Raw genomic sequence first — 20,585 nt, forward strand, 5'->3', positions numbered from 1 at the left:
GCCATCAGGGCCGGGCGAGGGCAGGAGGATGCCGTGGGGGCGACCGCACCGGTGATGAGGCTGCGCAGGCCGAGATGGAGGGATCCGCGTCTGATCGTGGGCATCGTGCTGGTGGTGGCCAGCGTGCTCATGGGAGCCCTGCTGGTCTCGCGGCTCTCCGAGACCACCCCCGTGCTGATCGCCAAGGGGCCGATCGCCCCGGGCGATCCGCTGGACGCCGAGACCCTCACGACGGTCGAGCTGCGGCTCGGGGACCAGCAGGAGCTCTATGTCGGCAGCCTCGATGCCGTCCCGGACGGAGCGGTAGCGGGCCGAGCCGTGCAGGCCGGGGAGATGCTGCCGGTGTCGGCGGTCGGCCAGCCGGAGGACGTCGCTCTCCGTCCCGTGGTGATCCCCGTCGACGCCTCGGTCGCGGAGTCGGTGGTGCCCGGTGCGACCGTCGAGCTGTGGCACACGAGCCCGGCGCCGCAGGACGGCGGCAGCGGTGAGGCGCGCCTGCTCGTGGAGGAGGCGATCGTCCGCCGAGTCGACGAGGGCAGCTCGCTGGGCATGCGATCAATGTCGGTCGAGGTGCTCGTGCCGCAGGAGAGCGTCGCCGAGGTGCTCCAGGTGCTCGCGGAGGAGGAGCGTCTCGACGTCATCGGTGTCCCCGGGGCGTACGGGGTGACCCCATGATCGACGTGGTGCTCTGCGCCTCGGGCAGCGACGAGGTCCGCATCGTGCACGACCTCGCCGTCGACCGGGGCCGCACCGCGCGCGTCGTGCGGCGCTGCGCCGATCTCGCCGAGACGCTCGCCGTGGTCTCCGCGGGGATCGGCGACGTCGTCCTCCTGGACGTGTCGGTGAGAGGGCTGGGGCGCGAGCCGCTCGCGACCCTTCTGCGGGACGCCGCCGTGGTGGGCCTGTGGGACGAGCGCGCGGGGGAGCAGACCTCGCTGGGGCTGCGGCACGTCGTGCCCGCCTCCGCCCCGATCGAGGAGATCCTCGCGGCCCTCGTCGCCGCGACGGACTCCGGGGACGAGGCGACGGACTGGGTGCAGGAGGCGAGCGACGCCGCGATGGGCGCCGGCTCCGACGGCCGCCTGGTCGTGGTGTGGGGACCGGGGGGTGCCCCGGGACGGACGACGGTCGCGGTCAACCTCGCCGCCGAGGCGGCGGCCGGCGGCCACGAGACGACCCTGGTGGACGCCGACACCTACGGGCCATCCCTCAGCCAGGTCCTCGGGGTGCTGGACGAGGCGCCGGGCCTGGTCGCCGCCTGCCGCGCGCATGATCGGGACACCCTCGACGAGGAGACCCTGGGGTCCCTCCTGCCCCTGGTCCAGCCGGGCCTGCGCCTGCTCAGTGGGATCGGGGTGCCCGCACGCTGGGCCGAGGTCCGCAGCAGCTCGCTCGACGGAGTGTGGCAGGCGCTCGCGCGGCGTGGCGAGCTGGTCATCGCCGACGTCGGCGCGGTCCTCGAGGAGGACGAGGAGCTGAGCTATGACACCGCCGCCCCGCAGCGCAATGCCGCGACGCTCAGCGCCGTCGCCGCCGCGGATGCCGTGATCGCCGTGACCTCAGCGGATCCGGTGAGCATCACCCGGCTGCTGCGGGACCATGCCCGCCTGGAGGAGCTCGGGGCGGGAGAACTGCACCTGGTGGTCAACCGGGTCGGACCCCCGATCTCCGGCGACCAGGTGCGCGAGCTGCTGCGCGGCCGGCTCGAGCCGGCCTCCCTCCACCTCCTGCCCGATGACCCGGTCGCCTGCCGCACCGCGATCTGGGACGGTGCGCTGCTCGCCGAGTCCGCGCCGCGCTCGCCGCTGCGGCGGGCGCTGCGCGAGCTGGCGCTCTCCCCGGCGCTGCTGGGCTCCGCGCTCGCGCCGGTCGAGCCCGCCCGGTGAGACCGGATCGGAGCCGGGCGGGTGAGAGGATGGACTGCATGAGGATCTACCTGCCGCTGACCCCAGCGGACCGTCCCGTGCTCGAGCGCAGCGGCAGCGACGTCGAGCTCGTCGCGGGCCGCGCCGCCTGGGCCGTCACCGCAGAGGTCCGGGCCTCCTTTCCCCAGGAGGACGAGGAGGATCTCGAGTACGAGGCGCTCCAGGAGGCGACCCACGTCGCTCTCGGCGAGGTCGCGGCTGCGTCGAGAGCTCTCGTGATCGCGCTGGACGTCCCCGAGCGCGACCTGGCGCCCGCCGAGGACGGCGGCGCCTACGGGGTCGCTGCCTCGCGGGAGACCAGCGGCAGGATCGCGAGCTTCCATGTCACCGAGCTGAGCGCCGCCGCGGCAGAGGCCGACGACACCGACCCCGCCCTGCTGTGGTTCGACGCCGCCGAGGGCCCGCGTGCGCTCGAGTACCTCGCCGGCGGCACCCCGGACTGATCGCGATCGTCCCGGGTGCCGCCCCCGAGCAGCTCGCTGATCAGCTCGCGGCGGACTGCTCCCGATAGGTCGTCGCGGAGCGCTCCTCGGCGCGCAGCACCTTCGAGACGTAGGGCTGGGCGGCCTTCTCGAGCCGAGCCCCGATCAGCGGCACCTTCGCCGTGAGATCGCCGTCGATCTCGACCGTGCAGGATCCCTCACCGGCCGGCGCGAGACGTGCCGTGCCCTGCATCCCCGCGGGAAGCCCCACGACGTCGAACTGCATCGTGCCGGAGCGGGACCCATCGGCCGCGGGGGCGGACCAGCGCTGGGTCTCGCGCACCGTCAGCGAGGAGCCGACGAAACGCTTGGCGATGTCCGGCACCCGATCCGTCGGCAGGTGCAGATCGGTCGTGACGGTGAACTCGCCGGCGGGATCGCCGGACACCACGGCGCTCGCCGCGTCGGCCCCGAGGGTGCGGCGCCGGATCTCGGCGTAGTCGCTGTCGGCGTACATCGCGGCCGCCTCGCGGGCGGACAGCGGCAGGTTCATCGTCTCGCGGAGCTTCATCAGGATCCTCTCGTCGGGTCGTCGGACCCAGACTAGGCCAGCACCGGGACGTCTCCTGAGTCCGGTCCGCATCGGGTGGCGCCTATCCTGGGGGCATGCCGAGCCTGTCCAAGTTCCTCGCCGATGATCGTGAGCTCTCCGAGAAGGAGGCGGACTGGCTCCAGCACCTCGTCGGGGACTGGAACCTCCTGTCCGACCTGCTGCGCGCCGATCTGGTGCTCTGGATCCGCTCCGCGGACGGCCCCCGGGCCGTCGCCCACTGCCGCCCCGCGACCGGGGCCACGGTGTACTACGAGGATCCCGTCGGGACGGTGCTCGACGAGGACTCCGACTCCGAGGTGCGGGCGCTCTTCGCCGGGGCGGAGCCCAGCTGGGAGGCGATCGGGATCGAGCGGGAGGGCCGCGAGGCCCGCGGCCTGCTGGTCCGGGTCCGGAAGGCGGGACGGACCCTCGGCGTGCTCGCCACCGAGAGTCCCGCGGCCGACGGCGAGCCCTCGCAGAGCGAGCGGCGCCAGCAGCAGCTCGGTCGTCGCATCCTGCAGATGCTCGAGGCCGGGGCGTTCCCGATCGAGGGGGCGCCGATCCCGCCCCGCCGCGGCGCTCCGCGCGTCGGCGACGGCGTGGTCGAGGTCGACGCCGCCGGGATCGTGCAGTGGACCAGCCCGAACGCCCAGTCCGCCTTCCACCGCTTCGGGATCGAGGGATCCATCGTCGGTTCGACCCTCGCCGAGCACTCGACCGAGGTGCTGCAGTCCCGCTCGCCGGTGGACGAGTCCCTGCCGCTCGTGCTCATGGGGCGCGCCGCCTGGCGCTCCGACATGCAGGCCCGCGGGGGGACGCTCTCCCTGCGAGCGGTCCCGCTCACCGAGGACGGGCGGCGCACCGGCGCCATCATCCTGGTGCGCGACGTGACCGAGCTGCGGCGCCGGGAGCGGGAGCTGATCACCAAGGACGCCACGATCCGCGAGGTCCACCACCGGGTGAAGAACAACCTGCAGACCGTGGCGGCCCTGCTGCGGATGCAGTCGCGGCGGATGAAGACGGACGAGGCCCGGGAGGCGCTCACCGAGGCCATGCGCCGTGTCTCCACGATCGCCCTGGTGCACGAGTCGCTCCTGCAGGGGTCCGAGGAGGCCGTCCACTTCGACGAGGTCATCGATCGCTGCCTGCGCCTCGCGGTGGATGCGGCGAGCGCCTCCGTGCACCGGGCAGGGACCCCGCAGCTCGCCGAGTCCCAGGTCGAGGTGCGCACGGAGAAGATCGGCCGGGTGGGGACGATCCGCGCCGAGGAGGCGACACCGCTCGCGCTGGTCGTCACGGAACTGGCCACGAATGCCGTGGAGCACGGGCTGTCGGAGAGCGGTGGCACCCTCACCATCCGCAGCGAGCGCACCGGCTCGCACCTGGTCATCGCCATCGAGGACGACGGGAACGGAATGGGATCAGCGAAGCCGACGGGCCTCGGCACGAACATCGCCCTGACCCTCGTGCAGGGCCAGCTCGGCGGCACGCTCACCTGGGGGAGCCGGGACGGCGGGGGGACCAGCGCGGTCGTCGACGTCTACCTCGACCCGATCCAGGTCTGAGGGACGGATCCGCCGCGGGCCGGGCCGGGCCCGCCACGGCGGGCCCGCGGCCTCGGCCTCGGGGGAGGGGCGTCCGTGGGACGCCCGGAAAGGTCAGCTGGCGCGACGGGCGCGCGCGTTGCGGCGCTTGAGGGAGCGACGCTCATCCTCCGAGAGGCCGCCCCAGACGCCCGAGTCCTGACCGGTCTCGAGGGCGAACTTCAGGCATGCGGTCATGACGTCGCACTTCTGGCACACCGCCTTCGCCTCCTGGATCTGGGTGATCGCGGGGCCGGTGTTCCCGATCGGGAAGAACAGCTCGGGATCATGCTTGAGGCACTCGGCACGGTGGCGCCAGTCCATCGTCACTCTCTCTTTCCAGGACGTCGCGGCGCGGCGGGTTCGCTCGCGCTGCGACGAGGGTTCGCTCCCTGACGGGGCGGTTTCGGATCTGCGGCTCGTCTCCGGCGCAGGCACCGGTTCGAGCCGTCCTCCATTCTCTGGCCAGGTCCGGGCGGGCTACAAGGGTCTTCCCGCGCGACCTGGGTGGCACTTCCCACACGGTTGTCCGACACGGCGCGGAACCCGTGAGACGGGGCACGGAGGCTTGCGCGGGGGCCCCGGGGATGCTGTGCGCGCGGGCCCCGGAGAAGCATCCCGAGGCGGCGGCTACAGTGCGTCCATGCCCTCCAGCGCCTCCTCCTCCGGCTCCCGCCCCGCCGACCGTTCGGACGAGGTGGACCCGGATCCCCGCCTGCGCCCGACGGCCACGGTGCTGCTCCTCGTCGAGGCGGTGATGCTGCTCGCCGCCGGGTCGTACTTCCTCGTGCTGGCCACTTCCGGCGTCGGCGACCCGCGGTTCGGGCTGGGTCTCGGCGCCTTCCTCGTCCTCTTCGCGGTGCTGGTCGCGCTCGCGGCCCGGTCCCTGCGGGCGCGGGGCCGCTTCGGGCTCGGCTACGGGGTGACCTGGCAGCTATTCCAGGCCCTCGTGGCCGCGAGCATGCTGCGCTCGGGGATGGTGTGGCAGGGGGCTCTCGCGCTGCTCCTGGCCATCGCGACCTTCGTGCTGCTGCTGAACCTGGTGCGCTCCACCCCGCTCCCACGGCAGGACGGCTGAGGCGGCGCACTTTCCGCCCAGCACGTCCTGCCGGACTCCTCCGCCGTGAGGCCCCGCGCCTCAGTCGCCGGCGGCGAGAGCCGCGGCGGGGGCGGTGCGCGCGGCGGCCCTGCCCGGGAGAACGGAGGCGAGGGCCCCGGCGGCAAGGGCCAGGACCAGCACGATCACCAGGCGGTCCCACGGGATGGTGATCGAGACGGGATAGGTCGATCCGAGGATCGCGATGATCCCGAGCACGCCGTACAGGCTGCCGATCACCAGGCCCAGCAGGGCGCCGACCGCCGCGAGCAGCACGCCCTCCCAACCGAGCATCGCCCGCATCTGGCGCCGCGTGGTGCCGAGCGCTCGGAGCAGCGCGTTCTCCCCGGTCCTCTCGACGACGCCGAGGCTGAGCGTGTTGGTCACCCCGACGAGTGCGACGAGGACGGCGACGGCGAGCAGGGCCACGGTGATGCCGAGCAGCACGTCGAGGATCTGGCCGTAGGCCTCGCGCTCGGCCCCGCCGACCACGCTGCTCGCGCCCGTGAAGCCCTCCCCGGCCGAGACCTCCTCGACCGCGGCGACCAGCTCGTGGATGTCGACGCCCTCCCTCCCGGCGCTGCCGGGATCGGCGAAGTCCGCGAGCACCACCGGCTGCGCCTCGTCCCCGACCAGGAGCTCGAGGGTGCCCGGGGTGACGAGGGACATCTGCAGGTTCGCATCGACCTGGACCCGCAGCTCGCGGGATGCCCCGTCGGCGCCCTGGAGCGTGAGGACCTGTCCGTCGTGCAGTCCGAACCGCTCGGCGCGCTCCTGGCCGAGCAGGACTGTCCCGTCGGTCAGCTCTCCGGCCATCGCGGGCCGGTGGGACAGCTCGCGGACCGTCTCGGGGGTCGCACCGACGAGGGTCATCGGCTCGTCGGCGCCGACCTGCACATCGCCCCGCGCGGTGGCGTCGGCCGCGTCGATACCGGGGATCGCGGCGATCTGCGCGGCGGCGTCCTCCGGCATCTCGTCGGCGCTGAGAACCAGGTCGATCGGTCGTCGCGAGTCGAGCTCCGCCGTCAGGGTCGCCTCGGCGGTCCGCGCTCCGACGGTCATCATCGTCATCAGCGTGGTGCCGATGAGCAGGGCGGCGATCGTGGCCGCGCTCCGACGCGGGTTCCGGGCGACGTTCGCCCCCGCGATCCGCGCCGGGAGGCCGCCGAGCCGGCCGGCGGTGCGTGCGGCGAGGTCGGCGAGCGGCCTGGTGAGGGTCACGAGTCCCAGCATCACACCGGTGAAACTCATGACGCCGCCGACGATCGCGGCGAGGAGCCCGGGCCCGGCGATCCCGCGGACGGCCAGGACGGTGCCCCCGGCGAGGGCGGCGACGCCGAGGACCACACCGGCGAGGCCGACCGCCTCCCGGATCCCCAGGCGTCGTGCCGTGGCGGGCGGGGCAGGTCGCAGCGCCTGCAGGGGCGCGACCCGGGTCGCCTGGCGCATCGGGGCGAGGCTCGCGAGGACCGTGATCGCGATGCCCGCGACCACGGGCAGCAGCACCGACCACAGGGTCACCGGCACCGCGACGAGACCCGGGAGCAGGCCTAGGGCGGCGGCGCCCGCGAGAGCGGCCTGGACCAGCAGGTGGCCGGCCAGCATTCCCAGCACGGCGCCGAGAAGGCCGACGAGCAGCGATTCGCGCAGTACGACGCCGCGGACCTGGCGGCGGGTCGCGCCGAGGGTGCGCAGCAGGGCGAGGGAGCGGGTGCGCTGGGCGAGGGTGACGGCGAAGGTGTTCGCGATGACGACGGCGCTGGTGACGAGGGCGATGATCACGAACACGGCGAGCAGCAGCCCGAGCACGGCGAAGCCCTTCAGCAGAGCGTCGGCGGCTTCCTCCTCGGCGGCCTCGACGCTGCGCACGGTGAGGCCGGGCGCGGCCGAGTCCGTGGCGCGGGCGGCGATCTCGGCGGTGTCGGCTCCGTCGGGGACTGAGGCGAGCCAGGTCGGGGTGAGGGTGCCCGCCGTCGGTCCGAGGACAGCCACGGCGTTGACGTCCTGGATCATCAGGCGGGGCGTCCCCCCGAAGAGCGCGCCCGGGGGATCGGCGGCGATCCCGACCACCTCGAGGGTGGTGGCGGGAGCGGCCCCGTCTCCCGCGTCCGGGGCGACGGGGGTCGCGAGCTCGATCCGGTCGCCGACGCCGACCTCGAGGGTCTCGGCGGCGGTGCGGCCGAGCACGATCTGGCCGGCGGAGCTCGCCGTCGTCCCCTCCTCGAGGGTCGCGCCGGGCGGGAGCATCACCGTTTCGAGATACGCGCCGGTGCTCGTCGAGCTCGCCTCGAGGTAGGTCATCGGGACCGGCCACACCGACTCGGCGCCCTCGACCTCGGGGGCGGGCAGGGGCTCCGTGGCGGCCCAGTCCTCCTCGGCGAGCTCCCGCGTGATCTCGAGGTCGGCACCGGCGTACATCTGCGAGGCCTGGGAGCGCAGGGTGTCCTGCATCAGAGCCCCGGCGAGCAGCATCACGGCGACGAAGGCGCAGGACAGGGCGATGGTTACGACGGCCGCGAGGTGTCGTCGCAGCGGGGTCAGCCGCACGGACGGGCGGGCCATCAGCGCTCGCCCCGCTCGGGGCGGGAAGACTCGGCGGTGAGGGCTCCCCGCAGGTCCTCGTCGGACGCGATCCGGCCGTCGGCGAGGGTGAGGATCCGGTCGGCACGCTCGGCCGCGTCCCGCTCGTGGGTGACCATCACGACGGTCTGCCCGAACTCGTCCACCGACAGGCGCAGGAAGTCGAGCACCTCCTCGGTGGTGCGGGAGTCGAGATTGCCGGTGGGCTCGTCGGCGAAAACGACGGCGGGGGAGGTGACCAGGGCGCGGGAGATCGCGACGCGCTGGATCTGGCCGCCGGAGAGCTGAGAGGGGAGATGGTCCAGGCGGTCCGCGATGCCGAAGGCGGTGGTGAGCGTGTCCAGCCAGGACCGGTCCACGCGGGCGCCGGCGAGCTCGAGGGGCAGCAGAATGTTCTGCTCGGCGGTCAGCATCGGCAGCAGGTTGAAGGACTGGAAGACGAAGCCGATCCGCTCGCGGCGGAGGCGGGTCAGAGCGTCGTCCCGCAGCGCGGTGATCTCGGTGCCGTCGAGCTCGATCGAGCCGGAGGTGGCCTCGTCGAGCCCCGCGAGGAGGTGCAGCAGCGTCGACTTGCCGGACCCGGAGGGGCCCATGATCGCGGTGAACGCGCCGCGGGCGATGTCGACGTCCACGCCGTCCAGAGCGCGAACGGTCGCACCGCCCGAGCCGTAGGTGCGGGTGAGGCCGCGGGCGCGGAGGGCGACGGCATCGGCTCCGGGACCGGACGGGGCGGAGGGCGGGGGAGCGGCCTGGGCGGCGGCGGTCATCGGGAGTCCTTCGGGCAGGGGCCGGGGGTCGTCTGCCATGCTCCGCGGCCGACGGCCCCGTCGGCGTCCGCCCCTGGTCGCGCTCTCCGGCCCCGTGACGTGCCCAGGGATGACGGGCCGTCATACCGGGGGATGACGCGATCCGCGCCGGACCAGCTCAGCTGTCGCCGGGGCTGACGAGTCCGGTCTCGAAGGCGATGATCACGGCCTGCACCCGGTCACGGGCGCCGAGCTTGGCGAGTACCCGCCCGACATGCGTCTTGACGGTCGCCTCGGCGACGAACAGCTCGGCACCGATCTCCTGGTTCGAGCGTCCGCGCCCCATGAGCGTCAGCACCTCGCGCTCCCGGTCGGTGAGCTGGTCCAGGGCGGAGTCGTCCTGCACGGCGGGCTCGGGGATGGAGACGACGCGCTCGAGGAGGCGGCGGGTGGCCGACGGGGCGATCACCGCATCGCCCCGGTGCACGGTGCGGATCGCGCCGAGGAGGTCCTCGGGCTGCGCGTCCTTGAGCAGGAACCCGCTGGCTCCGGCGCGGATCGCGGCGACCACGTACTCGTCGAGGTCGAAGGTGGTCAGGACGATGATCTTCGGGGCGCGGTCCGCGGGGAGCCGCTCGAGCAGCGTCGCGGTCGCCTCGATGCCGTCCATGCGCGGCATGCGCACGTCCATCAGCACCACGTCGACGGCGCGGGCGGTCAGCGTCTGCACGGCCTCCGCGCCGTCGGCGGCCTGCACCACGACCTCCATGTCGTCCTGCGAGTCGATGACCATCGCGAAGCCCGTGCGCACGAGCGGCTGGTCATCGACGAGGGCGATGCGGAGGGGACGGGAGTCGGGCTCGGTCATCGGGTCTCTCCTGGGGGTGACGCAGAGGTTGGGCGGGTGGGAGCAGCAGAGTGGGGTCGGGCGGGAGCGACAGAGTGGGGGCGGGCGGGAGCTGTCGAGCGGGGCGGGATGGGTCCCTCGGGGCCCGCCAGCGGCACCGTCGCCCGGACGCGGAAGCCGCGGGAGGGGAGCGGTCCCGCCTGCAGCGTCCCGCCGAGCACCGCCATCCGTTCGCGCATCCCGGTCAGCCCGTGGCCGAGGCCGTCGGAGGCGGGATCGGTGCCCCGGCCGTCGTCGACCACCTCGAGCGTGAGGCTCTGGGCGGTGCGCGCGAGCCGGACGGCGGCCGAGGCCCCGGCCCCGGCGTGCTTGAGCACGTTCGTCAGCGACTCCTGGACGATCCGGAAGACCGAGACGCCGACTGCCTGCGGCAGACCCTCGAGGGACCCCTCGATCTCGAGATCGACCTCGAGGCCAGCCCCGCGCACCCGCTCCAGCAGATCCGGCAGCTGGGCCGGCCCCGGCTGGGGCCCGAAACTCGTCTCGTCCTCCTGGCGCAGCACGCCCAGCAGGGAGCGCATGTCGGCGAGGGCGGAGCGCCCAGTCGCGCCGATCGTCGCGAGCACTTCAACGGCCTTCTCCGGCTTTTGGGCCGCGACGAAGCGGCCCCCGTCGGCCTGCGCGATGATCACGGACAGGGAGTGGGCGACCACGTCGTGCATCTCGCGGGCGATGCGGGCGCGCTCGTCGGCGACGGCGAGCGCCGTGCGCTGCTCCCGCTCGCGCACCGCCTGCTCGGCCCGCTCCCGGGTGAGCGCGAGCTGGCGCACGCGGGCGCGCTGCAGGTTCGCGAGCGCCCAGATCGCGACGATGGTGATGGTGCCGACGACGATCAGCACGACGAAGGTCAACGCCGCCGGCCCGATGCCGCCGGACGGATCGAGCAGGGAGACCACCGCCCAGGCACTCGCCTGGACGAACACCCCCAGCATCCCGGCGACGACGCCCACCACGTGCACCGTGCCGGTGCCGTAGGCGACGGCGCAGAACAGGGCGTAGAAGGTCATCGCGTCACCGAGGACCACCGGCATGCCGACGAGCACGTGCAGGAGCGCCAGGGAGCCGATCACGAGCACGCCCGCGAGGGGGCGGATGCGGCAGACCGCGCCGGCGAGCACCATCGGTACGGAGAACAGCACCCACCAGCCGAAGCTCCCGGTCCACAGCCCGAACACCAGCATCACGAGCGTGACCGCGCCGAAACCTACGAGGTCCACCGTGCCGGGATTCTCGAGGACCCAGCGGAAGGGATCGCGCCAGCCCGCGCGAGCGCGCGGGGACACCGGACCCGGCGACGACGGGGGCGTCGGGGGCGCGGTGGGGGCGGGCATGCCGGTCATCCTCCCGAGGGTACGGGCGGGTAGGGAGCGGGGCGTCAGACCGCGGTCGGACGTTCGGTCGCCGCGGAGGCGAGCCCGGTCACAGCAGCCGGCTCGGCCCCTCGAGCAGCTCGGGGCCGTCGTTGCCAACCTTACCCACCGCCGGATCGACCTCTCGCACGGAGAGGGTCGCGTCATCGAGCAGGTGGGAGTCGTCGAGGACCCACTCCTGGACCGCGCCACGGTCGTCCATCCCAGGGTCGAGCCAGGCGTCGATCTCCTCGCGGCGCAGCATCACCGGGGTGCGGTCGTGGATCTCCGCGAGCTCTCCCGTGGCCTCCCGGGTGATGATCGTGGCCGAGAGCAGGAAGGCGCCATCCTCGCTCGCCGGCGGTCCCTCGTGCCCGCCGGGTCCCTTCCACCAGGAGACCAGGGCTGCCATGTACAGCGGGGAGCCGTCCTCGGGCGCGATGAAGTACGGCTGCTTGCGGGAGCCCTTCGCGTCCCGCACCCATTCGTAATAGCCGTCCATGGGCACGATCGCGCGGTACCGGGAGAGGCTCCCGCGGAAGCTGGGCTTCTCGGCGAGCGTCTCGCGGCGGGCGTTGAAGGTGCGGGATGAGAAGGAGGCGTCCTTCGCGAACGGCGGCAGCAGCCCCCAGCGGGCCACGCGCAGCGCGCGCCGCACCTCGCCCGTCTCTTTCTCGACCGACTCGGTGACCACGTAGATCGGGGCCGTGGGAGGGATGTTCCAGCGGGCGCGCAGGTGCGGATCGGTGAGGTCGACGGCGTCGAGGTCGTCGACCAGCGGCTCGATCTCCTGGAAGAAGGCGAAGCGCCCGCACATGTCAGGAGTCCTTCGCGGAGGAGGCGGTGTCGGTGCGCTCGTCCTCGTCCCTGGTCCTGTCCCCGTCCGCGTCGACCACGGGCACGCCGTGGCGCGGGGTGAGCCGGGCGTCCTCACCGGTGTACGAGTCGGCGTCGTGATGGAGGTTCCGCAGGCGGATGTCGCGGCCCTCGTCGACGATCGCCTCCCGCTTCTCCTCGGCCTTCTCGGCGCCCTTCGACTCCCGCATGGGCAGGGCGAGGGAGTCCTCGGCGGGCTTACCGGCCTCGAGCTCGCGGGCGCGCTCGTACTCGGCGTCGACCTCCGCCCCGAGGATGATCACGATGTTGATGACCCAGAGTGCGAAGAGCACGGCCATGATGCCGCCGATCGCGCCATAGCTCGAGTAGCCGGCGACCGTGGCCATGTAGATCGACAGCGCGACCGCGGCGACGCCGATGCCGAGGATCGCGAAGACGCCGCCGGGGGAGATGAAGCGGAAGGGCTTGTCGACATTCGGGGCGCCCCAGTACAGCAGTGAGATCAGGGCGAAGGCGATCACCAGGATCACCGGCCACTTCGCGAAGGCCCAGATCGGCAGGAAGGAGTCCAGCAGGAAGGTCAGCAGGCCCTGCGCGCCGATGCTCGACGCGATCGGTCCCAGCAGTCCCTCCACGAGCGAGGCGTTCAGCAGCACCGAGACCATCACCAGCAGGATCCCGAGGATGATCGCGACGGTCAGGGCGAGCATCGTTCCGTTCATCCGGAGGGGACCGCGCCCCTCGGGCACCTCGTAGATCTGATTCGCCACGCGGCCGTACGCCTTGATGTACGCCGACGCCGACCACAGGGCCGTGCCGATACCGATGATCAGGGCGACCGTGCCGCCGGTCGCAGAACCCATCAGCGACGTGACGGTCGAGCGCACCGCGTCCTCGGCGCCGAGGCCGCTGCCGCCGGCCGCCTGGTTGATGAGGTCCACCAGGAGATCCGCGATCTGGTCCTTGATGTCCGCGAGCAGCAGTGTCGCCAGCGAGAACAGCGCCAGCAGCGTCGGCGCGATCGAGAGGACCATGAAGTAGGTGAGCTTCGCGGCCTGGTCGGTGCCGCCGTCGCGGACGAACTCCGCGATCACCCGCTTCGCCATGTACTTCAGCGTGGGCGCGGACAGCTTCGGGGTGTCCTCGCCGTTCGTCGTGGTCGCTGCCATGGAGAGCTCCTCGGGGGAAGTCGTCGGGCTGACTGCCGTCATCCTGCCATGGGAGCGGGCTGGGCGGGTTATCCACAAATCCGGGGAGCGGGGAGCGCACGGCGCCCGGACCTGCCTAGGGTGGCCGAGGCGGTGCGCCAGCACCGCACGTCGGGAGCATGGAGTCCCGGCGCGGGGTGCGAGGGGACCGGATGGACGTCACTGCCGTCATCGAGAACGAGTCGCGGGAGCTGATCCGCAGGCGCGGGCTGGATGCCCGCGCGGATCAGCTCGAGCCGCTCATCCGCGAGGTGGTCGCCGACTACGACCGACGCTCCGCCTCCGGCGAGGTGCCCGTGCTGCGCGAACCTGACACGTTGGTCGCCGAGGTCGCCGGCCGCATCGGCGGCTTCGGCCCCCTTCAGGAACTCCTCGACGATCCGACCGTCGAGGAGATCTGGTTGAACTCGCCGAGCCAGGTCTTCCTCGCGCGCAACGGTCGCAGTGAGCTGACCACGATCGTGCTGAGCGACGACGAGGTGCGTGGCATCGTCGAGCGGATGCTGGTCAGCTCCGGTCGCCGCCTGGACATGTCCACGCCCTTCGTCGACGCGCTGCTGCCCGATGGATCGCGCCTCCATGTCGTGATCCCGAGCGTGACCCGCACCCACTGGGCCGTGAACATCCGCAAGTTCATCGCCCGTGCCCAGGACCTCGACGGCCTGGTCGCCCTCGGATCCCTCACGCAGCAGTCCGCTGACTTCCTGCACGCCGCCGTCGCCTCGGGCCTGAACATCATCACTTCCGGGGCGACAGGGGCGGGGAAGACCACCTTCCTCCGCTGCCTCGCGGGCTCCGTCGGCCCGCGGGAGCGGGTGGTGACCATCGAGGAGGTGTTCGAGCTCGACCTCCGCCTCCGCGACGTGGTCGCGATGCAGACCCGGCAGGCGAACCTCGAGGGGGCCGGCGAGATCTCGATGCGCCGCCTGGTGAAGGAGGCCCTGCGGATGAGGCCCAGTCGCGTGATCGTCGGAGAGGTGCGGGAGGCGGAGTCGCTCGACATGCTGATCGCCCTCAACTCCGGCCTGCCGGGCCTCGCCTCGATCCACGCGAACTCGGCGCGGGACGCCGTCGTGAAGCTGTGCACCCTTCCGCTGCTGGCGGGGGAGAACGTCTCCTCCCGCTTCGTGGTCCCGACGGTCGCGAGCGCCATCGACCTCGTCGTCCACCTCGACATCCTCCCCGACGGGCGGCGCCGGGTCCGCGAGATCGCCGGGCTGTCCGGACGCGTCGAGGACGAGACGATCGAGGTGAGCGACCTCTTCTCGCTGCGCGGGGACCGGCTCGTGCGCGGCGACGGGCAACCTCCGCACGTCGAACGGTTCGCCCGGGCCGGGTACGACCTCACCGCGATCCTGGGCCGAGCGGAGGCGGCATGAGCGGCGGCGCCTTCCTCGGCCTCCTGGCGGGGCTGGGCCTTCTCGCGATCTGGTGGTCCCTGTGGGAGCAGGAGGGAAGTCCCGAGCGCGAGGGACCCCTGCAGCGTCGCCTCGAGCGGATCCGGGAGGACCTGCTCGTCGTCGGGCTCGCGAGCGTCCCGCCGATCGCCGTGCCCGCGCTCAGCGTCGGCCTCGGCCTGGTGGCCGCCGCGATCCTCTGGACGGTCTCGACGGCGGTCGTGCCCGCCCTCACCATCGGCTCCGTCGCCGCCGTGCTGCCGCCGGTGATCCTGCGCGGCGCCGCCCGCCGCCGGACCACCGCCCTGCGCGAGGTGTGGCCCGAGGCGGTGGACCACATCCATTCGGCGATCCGTGCCGGGCTGTCCCTCCCGGAGGCGCTCGTGCAGCTCAGCCGGAAGGGGCCCGAGCAGCTCCGTCCGGCGTTCCACGAGTTCTCCCTCGACTACCAGGCCACCGGGGACTTCGCCGTCTGCCTCGACCGGCTCAAGCATCGCCTCGCGGATCCCGTGGGGGATCGCATCGTCGAGGCGCTGCGGATCACCCGGGACGTCGGCGGCACCGACCTCGGCGGGCTGCTGCGCACCCTCTCCGCCTTCCTGCGCGAGGACGCCCGCACCCGCGCCGAGCTTGAAGCCCGCCAGTCCTGGACCGTCAACGCCGCCCGGCTCGCCCTCGCCGCACCGTGGATCGTGCTCGCCCTGATGTCGACCCGCCCCGAGGCGGCACAGGCCTACGACTCGCCCGCCGGGGTGGCGATGATCCTCGCCGGGGCCGGGATCTCGCTGCTCGCCTACAGGGTCATGATCCTCATCGCCCGCCTGCCGCAGGACGAGCGGGTGCTGCGATGACCGGTGCCACCCCGATGCTCGCCGGAGCCCTGCTCGGCCTCGTCCTCGGAACAGGTCTCGCGCTCCTCGCCGGCCAGCTGCCCTGGCTGCGCCGACGCGACCTCGCCGCCAGGATCGACCCCTACCTGCGCCGACCCGGCAGGAGCTCCCTCCTCGGGGCACCCCGGACGCCCGGCCGGGCGCGGGTCGTGGCGGAGAACCTCTTCGGCCCCGTCGCCGAGCGCACGATCGGCCTCCTCGAACGGCTCACCGGCGGCGCCGATCAGCTCGAGCGCCGACTGCGGCTCGCCGGACGCCGCACCTCCGTCGACTCCTTCCGTATCGAGCAGGTCGTCTGCGGTGTCCTCGGGATGGTGCTCGGCATCGCTATCGCCCTCGGGGCGATCACCCTGCGCGGCGCCGGCCCGCTGCTCGGCCTCGCGATCGTGATCCTCGGAGCTCTGACGGGCGTGCTCCTGCGCGACTACCTCCTGGGAGTGGAGATCACCCGGCGCGCGAGCCGGATGGCCCGCGAGTTCCCCACCATCGCGGACCTCCTCGCGCTCGCGGTCGCGGCCGGCGAGAGCCCGATCGCCGCGATGGAGCGCGTGGCCCGCACCTCGTCGGGCGCCCTGCCCGACGAGTTCGCCGCGACCGTCGCCGACATCCGCGCGGGCACCACGGTCGCCCAGGCCCTCGCCTCCCTCGGCACCCGCACACCCCTCCACGCGCTCGCCCGCTTCGGCGAGGGCGTGTCCATCGCGATCGAACGCGGAACACCCTTGGCCGAGGTGTTGCGCGCCCAGGCGCAGGACGCGCGCGAAGCGTCGAAGCGGGACCTGATGGAGATGGCGGGGCGGCGCGAGATCTACATGCTCGTCCCGGTCGTGTTCTTCGTGATGCCGCTCGTGATCGTGTTCGCCCTCTTCCCCGGACTCGCGGTCCTGGAGATCTCCCTGTGACCCCGCGCCGACCCCCGCTCCCCGGCCGACCGCGAAGTCCGTCCGGACACCCGACCAGCCCCACACGACCGCAGCACCCCAACCCGACCGGGGAATCCACCCCCGGTCCGACCTCCAGGAGGAGATCATGACCGTCCACCGCAACCGTCCGCTCCGTCGACCCGGCGCAGGCGGTGCCCCCGATGCCCGCGGCGTCAACGACCTCACCTCCGCGAGCCCCACCCGCCGCCGCCACCTCACCCAGCGACTCCTCGCCCGCCTGCGGGACGAGCGCGGGGACGTGCCCGGGTGGGTGCTGATCACGCTGATGACCGCCGGGATCGTCGTCGCCCTGTGGGCCGTGGCATCCGACCAGATCGTGCGCATCTTCGAGAACGCCATGGCCCCGTTCCTCGGCGGCAGCCTCTGAGCGCGGACGGAGCCACACCGTGTGCGCCTCCAGTTCCTCCTCCCGGGACGGTGCCGGTCCGTGCGTATCGACGCACGGGGCCGCGACCCGTGCGCCGGGAGGGATCCTCGCGCGGCTGAGGTCCGATCGTGGTGCGGCGGTCGTCGAGTTCCCGATGGTCGCGGTCCTGATCGTGCTGATCGGGCTCGCGATCATCCAGGCCTCGCTGATCGTCCACACGCGGAACTCGCTCGTCGACGCCGCGGTGCAGGGTGCGCACTTCGGGGCGCTCGCGGGCTCCGATCCCGAGGATGGGGCTCAGCGTGCGGAGGAGCTCCTCGAGAGGCGCTACGGCGACGCCCTCGGCGCGGAGGCGACGGCCGTGCAGGACCCCGACGGGACGATCCACGTCCGCGTCACCGCGACCCTCCCGCTGGTCGGTCTGCTCGGGCCGAGCGGGACACTCGCCGTCGAGGGGCGCGCTCTCGACGAGGAGCAGTGGTGAACGCGGTCCGCCGCACGGTGCGGCGGCTGCGCGAGGACCGCGGCAACGCCGTGGTGGAGTTCGTGGTGCTCTCCGCGGCGCTGCTCATCCCCAGCCTCTACCTCGTGCTGACGCTCGGGTCTGTGCAGGCCGCCGTCTTCGCCGCCGACACCATCTCGCGGGATGCCGCCAGGATCCACGCGGTCGAGCCCGATCCGCAGATCGCGGCCGAGCGCGCCGCTCGGCATGCCGATCTGGTCCTCGAGGACTTCGGGCTGGAGCCCGGGGACGTCGTGGAGATCCGCTGCTCGGAGGATCCCTGCTCGAGCCCGGGCGGGACCGTCGTCGCCACGGTCCGCATCCCCGTGCCCGTCCCCGGGCTGGGACCGATCCTCGGCGACGACGGGCCGATCACCGTCGGCGCCTCGCATTCCGTCCCCGTCGACATGCACCGCGCATGAGACGCCGCCGCACCGCGACCCCCTCACGGTCCCCGCATCCGAGGGACCGTCCGATCCGCCGCGCCGCCCGGGCGCTCCGGCTCCGCCTCGCCGAGGCGACCGGGTCGATGACCCTGCTCACGACGGGGGTGCTGGTCGTGGTCCTCATGGTCATCGGCGTCGGCACCGCCATCACCGGGGTGCAGCTCGAGCGGACCGCCCTGCAGCACGCCGCCGACGCCGCCGCGCTCGCCGGCTCCCAGGCCGTGGACCCCTCCCGGATCTACGACTCCTCCGACGGCCCCGTCATCCACCCCGGCTCCGCCCGTCGCGCGGCGCAGGACCACCTGGCGTCCTACCCGCTCGACTCCTCCCGCACCCACGATCTGCAGCTCGCCGACGTTTCCGTCGACGACGACGGCACCGTGCGCGTGGTTCTCACGGCGCGCACCGACCCGCCCCTGGCAGGATGGTTCACGCGCGGCACCGGCACCTCGGTCCCGCTGACCGTCGAAGGAGAGGCCAGATCGCGATGACCCCGCGCACCCTGCTGCTCGCCCCGGACAAGTTCAAGGGCTCCCTCACCGCCGCCGAGGTCGTCGCCGCTCTCACCCGCGGGATCTCCGCGACCGCCCCGGAGACCCCGATCCTCGCCTGCCCCATTGCCGACGGCGGGGACGGCACCGTCGACGCCGCGCTCGCCGCCGGCGCCGCGCCCCGCCCGGCCGTCATCACCGGCCCCACGGGGCACGAGCGCGAGACGACCTGGGCCCTCGACGGGATCACCGCCGTGCTCGAGCTCGCCGACGCCGTCGGCCTGAAGGCCCTCCCCGGCGGCACCCTCGCCCCGCAGACCGCCTCGACCCACGGGCTCGGGGAACTGATCGCCCGGGCCGTCGACGCCGGGGCGCGCCAGATCGTCGTCGGCCTCGGCGGCAGCGCCTCGACCGACGCCGGGGCCGGGCTGCTCCAGGCGCTCGGCGCGCGCCTGCTCACCGCCGCCGGTGCCCCGATCCGCCCCGGCCTCGCCGGGCTGAGGGAGCTCGCCGAGGTCGACCTCGGCCCGGCCCGCGCCCTCCTCGACGGGATCACTCTCGTCGCCGCGAACGACGTCCAGAACCCGCTGCTCGGCCCCGAGGGCACCGCTGCCGTGTACGGACCGCAGAAGGGCCTCGGCCCAAAGGACGTGCGCGAGGCCGACGCCGTGCTGGCCGCCGCCGCGGAGCTCCTCGACCCGGGCGCGGTGCACCGTGACGCTCCCGGAGCGGGGGCCGCCGGGGGAGCGGGCTTCGCCCTCCTGGTGCTCGGCGCCACCCAGCGCTCCGGCGCCGATGTCGTCCTCGAGCTCGCCGACTTCGACACCCGCCTTCAGGGTGCCGCCGTGGTGCTCACCGGTGAGGGGAGGCTCGACGCGCAGACCCTCCACGGCAAGGGGCCCGCGGAGGTCGCGCGCCGCGCCGTCGCCGCCGGCGCCGAGGTCCTCGCAGTCGCCGGGGCGATCGACCTCGACACCGCCCAGCTGCACGAGGCCGGGATCTCCCGCGCCTGGGACCTGCTCTCCCGCGCCGCGGACGTCCCCGACGCGATCGCCCGCGGCGAGGAGCTGCTCGATCTCGTCGGCCGTGAGATCGGACGCTCCCTGTCCGGCGTCGCCCCGGAAACCCCCGGCCCCTGAGGGGCACTGCCGTAGACTCACCCCTTGTGACTTCCACCGACTTCTCCGCAGAGATCCCGCAGCTCCGATCGACCCTGTCCTCGATCGAGCAGGTGACGGACATCGACGCGCTCGACGCGAAGATCGCGGAGCTCGAGGAGCAGGCCTCCGCCCAGGACCTGTGGGACGACGTCGAGAACGCCCAGAAGGTCACCGCCGCACTCTCCCACGCACAGGCCGAGCGCCGCCGCATCAGCGAGCTCGCGAGCCGTATCGAGGACCTCGAGGTGATGGTCGAGCTCGCCGCCGAGGAGGACGACGCCGACACCCTCGCCGAGGCCGAGAAGGAGCTGGTCTCCATCCACCGCACCCTCGACGAGCTCGAGGTGCGCACCCTCCTCGCCGGGGAGTACGACGAGCGCAACGCCGTCGTCACCATCCGCGCGGGCGCCGGCGGCGTGGACGCCGCGGATTTCGCAGAGATGCTCCTGCGCATGTACCTGCGCTGGGCCGAGCGGCACGGCTACCCGGCCAAGGTCATGGACACCTCCTACGCGGAAGAGGCGGGCCTGAAGTCCGTCACCTTCGAGGTCTCCGCCCCCTTCGCCTACGGCACCCTCTCCGTCGAGGGCGGCACGCACCGCCTGGTGCGCATCAGCCCCTTCGACAACCAGGGCCGCCGGCAGACCTCCTTCGCCGCGGTCGAGGTGATCCCCCTGATCGAGTCCACCGACTCCATCGAGATCCCCGAGAACGAGCTGAAGATCGACGTCTTCCGCTCCTCGGGCCCCGGCGGCCAGTCGGTCAACACCACCGACTCGGCGGTGCGCATGACCCACATCCCCACCGGCACCGTCGTGTCGATGCAGGACGAGAAGTCCCAGATCCAGAACCGCGCCGCGGCGCTGCGGGTCATGCAGTCCCGCCTGCTGCTGCTCAAGCGCGCCGAGGAGGCCGCCGAGCGCAAGGAACTCGCGGGCGACGTCAAGGCCAGCTGGGGCGACCAGATGCGCTCCTATGTCCTGAACCCGTACCAGATGGTGAAGGACCTGCGCACCGAGTACCAGGAGGGCAACCCCGCCTCGGTGTTCGACGGCGAGATCGACGAGTTCATCGACGCCGGCATCCGCTGGCGCGCCGGGCAGTCCAAGTCCGAGGACTGAGCCGACCCGAGCTCGGGCGTTC

22 protein-coding genes are annotated in these 20,585 nt (G+C 73.1%); 14 read left to right on the forward strand and 8 right to left on the reverse strand.

Annotated elements, in window-relative coordinates:
• Window positions 1-33 precede the first annotated feature (33 nt).
• From V1258_RS00585 to V1258_RS00595, 3 genes are read left to right on the forward strand one after another with little or no spacing between them, the layout of a single operon-like run.
• Window positions 34-675, forward strand: coding sequence for an SAF domain-containing protein (locus V1258_RS00585; protein WP_329747880.1), 642 nt, complete (start codon window positions 34-36; stop codon window positions 673-675).
• Complete coding sequence (locus V1258_RS00590; protein WP_329747881.1) at window positions 672-1,886, forward strand: AAA family ATPase; 1,215 nt, start codon at window positions 672-674, stop codon at window positions 1,884-1,886. The genes V1258_RS00585 and V1258_RS00590 overlap by 4 nt, the downstream gene beginning before the upstream one ends.
• A 38-nt stretch (window positions 1,887-1,924) precedes the next feature.
• Complete coding sequence (locus V1258_RS00595) at window positions 1,925-2,368, forward strand: DUF6912 family protein (RefSeq protein ID WP_329747882.1); 444 nt, start codon at window positions 1,925-1,927, stop codon at window positions 2,366-2,368.
• 40 nt (window positions 2,369-2,408) lie between these two features.
• Here V1258_RS00595 and V1258_RS00600 read toward each other — a convergent pair whose 3' ends face one another.
• A complete protein-coding gene (locus V1258_RS00600; RefSeq protein WP_329747883.1) occupies window positions 2,409-2,918 on the reverse strand; it encodes a DUF2505 domain-containing protein in 510 nt (169 codons plus the stop codon).
• Between the two features lie 95 nt (window positions 2,919-3,013).
• Between V1258_RS00600 and V1258_RS00605 the strand changes: the two genes are divergently transcribed.
• Window positions 3,014-4,504, forward strand: a complete 1,491-nt coding sequence (locus V1258_RS00605; RefSeq protein WP_329747884.1) for a sensor histidine kinase — start codon at window positions 3,014-3,016, stop codon at window positions 4,502-4,504.
• Between the two features lie 93 nt (window positions 4,505-4,597).
• Here V1258_RS00605 and V1258_RS00610 read toward each other — a convergent pair whose 3' ends face one another.
• Complete coding sequence (locus V1258_RS00610; protein WP_329745188.1) at window positions 4,598-4,846, reverse strand: WhiB family transcriptional regulator; 249 nt, start codon at window positions 4,844-4,846, stop codon at window positions 4,598-4,600.
• Between the two features lie 319 nt (window positions 4,847-5,165).
• Here V1258_RS00610 and V1258_RS00615 point away from each other — a divergent pair, with 319 nt between their 5' ends.
• Complete coding sequence (locus V1258_RS00615) at window positions 5,166-5,600, forward strand: hypothetical protein (RefSeq protein ID WP_329747885.1); 435 nt, start codon at window positions 5,166-5,168, stop codon at window positions 5,598-5,600.
• Between the two features lie 60 nt (window positions 5,601-5,660).
• Here V1258_RS00615 and V1258_RS00620 read toward each other — a convergent pair whose 3' ends face one another.
• From V1258_RS00620 to V1258_RS00645, 6 genes are all read right to left on the reverse strand, one after another.
• A complete protein-coding gene (locus V1258_RS00620) occupies window positions 5,661-8,180 on the reverse strand; it encodes an FtsX-like permease family protein (protein WP_329747886.1) in 2,520 nt (839 codons plus the stop codon).
• Window positions 8,180-8,965, reverse strand: a complete 786-nt coding sequence (locus tag V1258_RS00625; RefSeq protein WP_329747887.1) for an ABC transporter ATP-binding protein — start codon at window positions 8,963-8,965, stop codon at window positions 8,180-8,182. Before V1258_RS00625 ends, V1258_RS00620 begins: the two co-directional genes overlap by 1 nt.
• A 157-nt stretch (window positions 8,966-9,122) precedes the next feature.
• Window positions 9,123-9,812, reverse strand: coding sequence for a response regulator transcription factor (locus tag V1258_RS00630; protein ID WP_329747888.1), 690 nt, complete (start codon window positions 9,810-9,812; stop codon window positions 9,123-9,125).
• The gene (locus V1258_RS00635) at window positions 9,809-11,191 is read right to left on the reverse strand and encodes a sensor histidine kinase (RefSeq protein ID WP_329747889.1); all 1,383 of its coding nucleotides are present in this window, start codon (window positions 11,189-11,191) and stop codon (window positions 9,809-9,811) included. The genes V1258_RS00630 and V1258_RS00635 overlap by 4 nt, the downstream gene beginning before the upstream one ends.
• 79 nt (window positions 11,192-11,270) lie before the next feature.
• Entirely contained in the window at window positions 11,271-12,017 is a 747-nt protein-coding gene (locus V1258_RS00640; RefSeq protein ID WP_329747890.1) for an SOS response-associated peptidase, read from the reverse strand.
• Window position 12,018: 1 nt separating this feature from the next.
• Window positions 12,019-13,206: a YihY/virulence factor BrkB family protein gene (locus V1258_RS00645; protein ID WP_329747891.1), complete on the reverse strand. Its 1,188-nt coding sequence runs from the start codon at window positions 13,204-13,206 to the stop codon at window positions 12,019-12,021.
• A gap of 191 nt (window positions 13,207-13,397) precedes the next feature.
• On the opposite strand from V1258_RS00645, the gene V1258_RS00650 reads away from it, so the two are divergent.
• The 9 genes from V1258_RS00650 (at window position 13,398) to prfB (ending at window position 20,563) form a co-directional block, all read left to right on the forward strand.
• Complete coding sequence (locus V1258_RS00650) at window positions 13,398-14,624, forward strand: CpaF family protein (protein ID WP_329747892.1); 1,227 nt, start codon at window positions 13,398-13,400, stop codon at window positions 14,622-14,624.
• Entirely contained in the window at window positions 14,621-15,493 is an 873-nt protein-coding gene (locus V1258_RS00655; protein WP_329747893.1) for a type II secretion system F family protein, read from the forward strand. Before V1258_RS00650 ends, V1258_RS00655 begins: the two co-directional genes overlap by 4 nt.
• The gene (locus tag V1258_RS00660; protein WP_329747894.1) at window positions 15,490-16,434 is read left to right on the forward strand and encodes a type II secretion system F family protein; all 945 of its coding nucleotides are present in this window, start codon (window positions 15,490-15,492) and stop codon (window positions 16,432-16,434) included. Before V1258_RS00655 ends, V1258_RS00660 begins: the two co-directional genes overlap by 4 nt.
• Before the next feature lie 127 nt (window positions 16,435-16,561).
• On the forward strand, window positions 16,562-16,843 hold the full coding sequence (locus tag V1258_RS00665; RefSeq protein ID WP_329747895.1) for a hypothetical protein: 282 nt from the start codon (window positions 16,562-16,564) through the stop codon (window positions 16,841-16,843).
• Window positions 16,844-16,997: 154 nt separating this feature from the next.
• Complete coding sequence (locus tag V1258_RS00670; RefSeq protein ID WP_442878548.1) at window positions 16,998-17,327, forward strand: pilus assembly protein; 330 nt, start codon at window positions 16,998-17,000, stop codon at window positions 17,325-17,327.
• The gene (locus tag V1258_RS00675) at window positions 17,324-17,767 is read left to right on the forward strand and encodes a hypothetical protein (protein WP_329747896.1); all 444 of its coding nucleotides are present in this window, start codon (window positions 17,324-17,326) and stop codon (window positions 17,765-17,767) included. The genes V1258_RS00670 and V1258_RS00675 overlap by 4 nt, the downstream gene beginning before the upstream one ends.
• Entirely contained in the window at window positions 17,764-18,282 is a 519-nt protein-coding gene (locus V1258_RS00680; protein WP_329747897.1) for a pilus assembly protein TadG-related protein, read from the forward strand. The genes V1258_RS00675 and V1258_RS00680 overlap by 4 nt, the downstream gene beginning before the upstream one ends.
• Window positions 18,279-19,421, forward strand: coding sequence for a glycerate kinase (locus V1258_RS00685; RefSeq protein ID WP_329747898.1), 1,143 nt, complete (start codon window positions 18,279-18,281; stop codon window positions 19,419-19,421). Before V1258_RS00680 ends, V1258_RS00685 begins: the two co-directional genes overlap by 4 nt.
• A 26-nt stretch (window positions 19,422-19,447) precedes the next feature.
• Window positions 19,448-20,563, forward strand: a complete 1,116-nt coding sequence (prfB, locus tag V1258_RS00690; protein WP_329745203.1) for a peptide chain release factor 2 — start codon at window positions 19,448-19,450, stop codon at window positions 20,561-20,563.
• Window positions 20,564-20,585: the final 22 nt, after the last annotated feature.

The organism is Brachybacterium sp. J153 (assembly GCF_036311905.1).
Lineage (GTDB): Bacteria > Actinomycetota > Actinomycetes > Actinomycetales > Dermabacteraceae > Brachybacterium.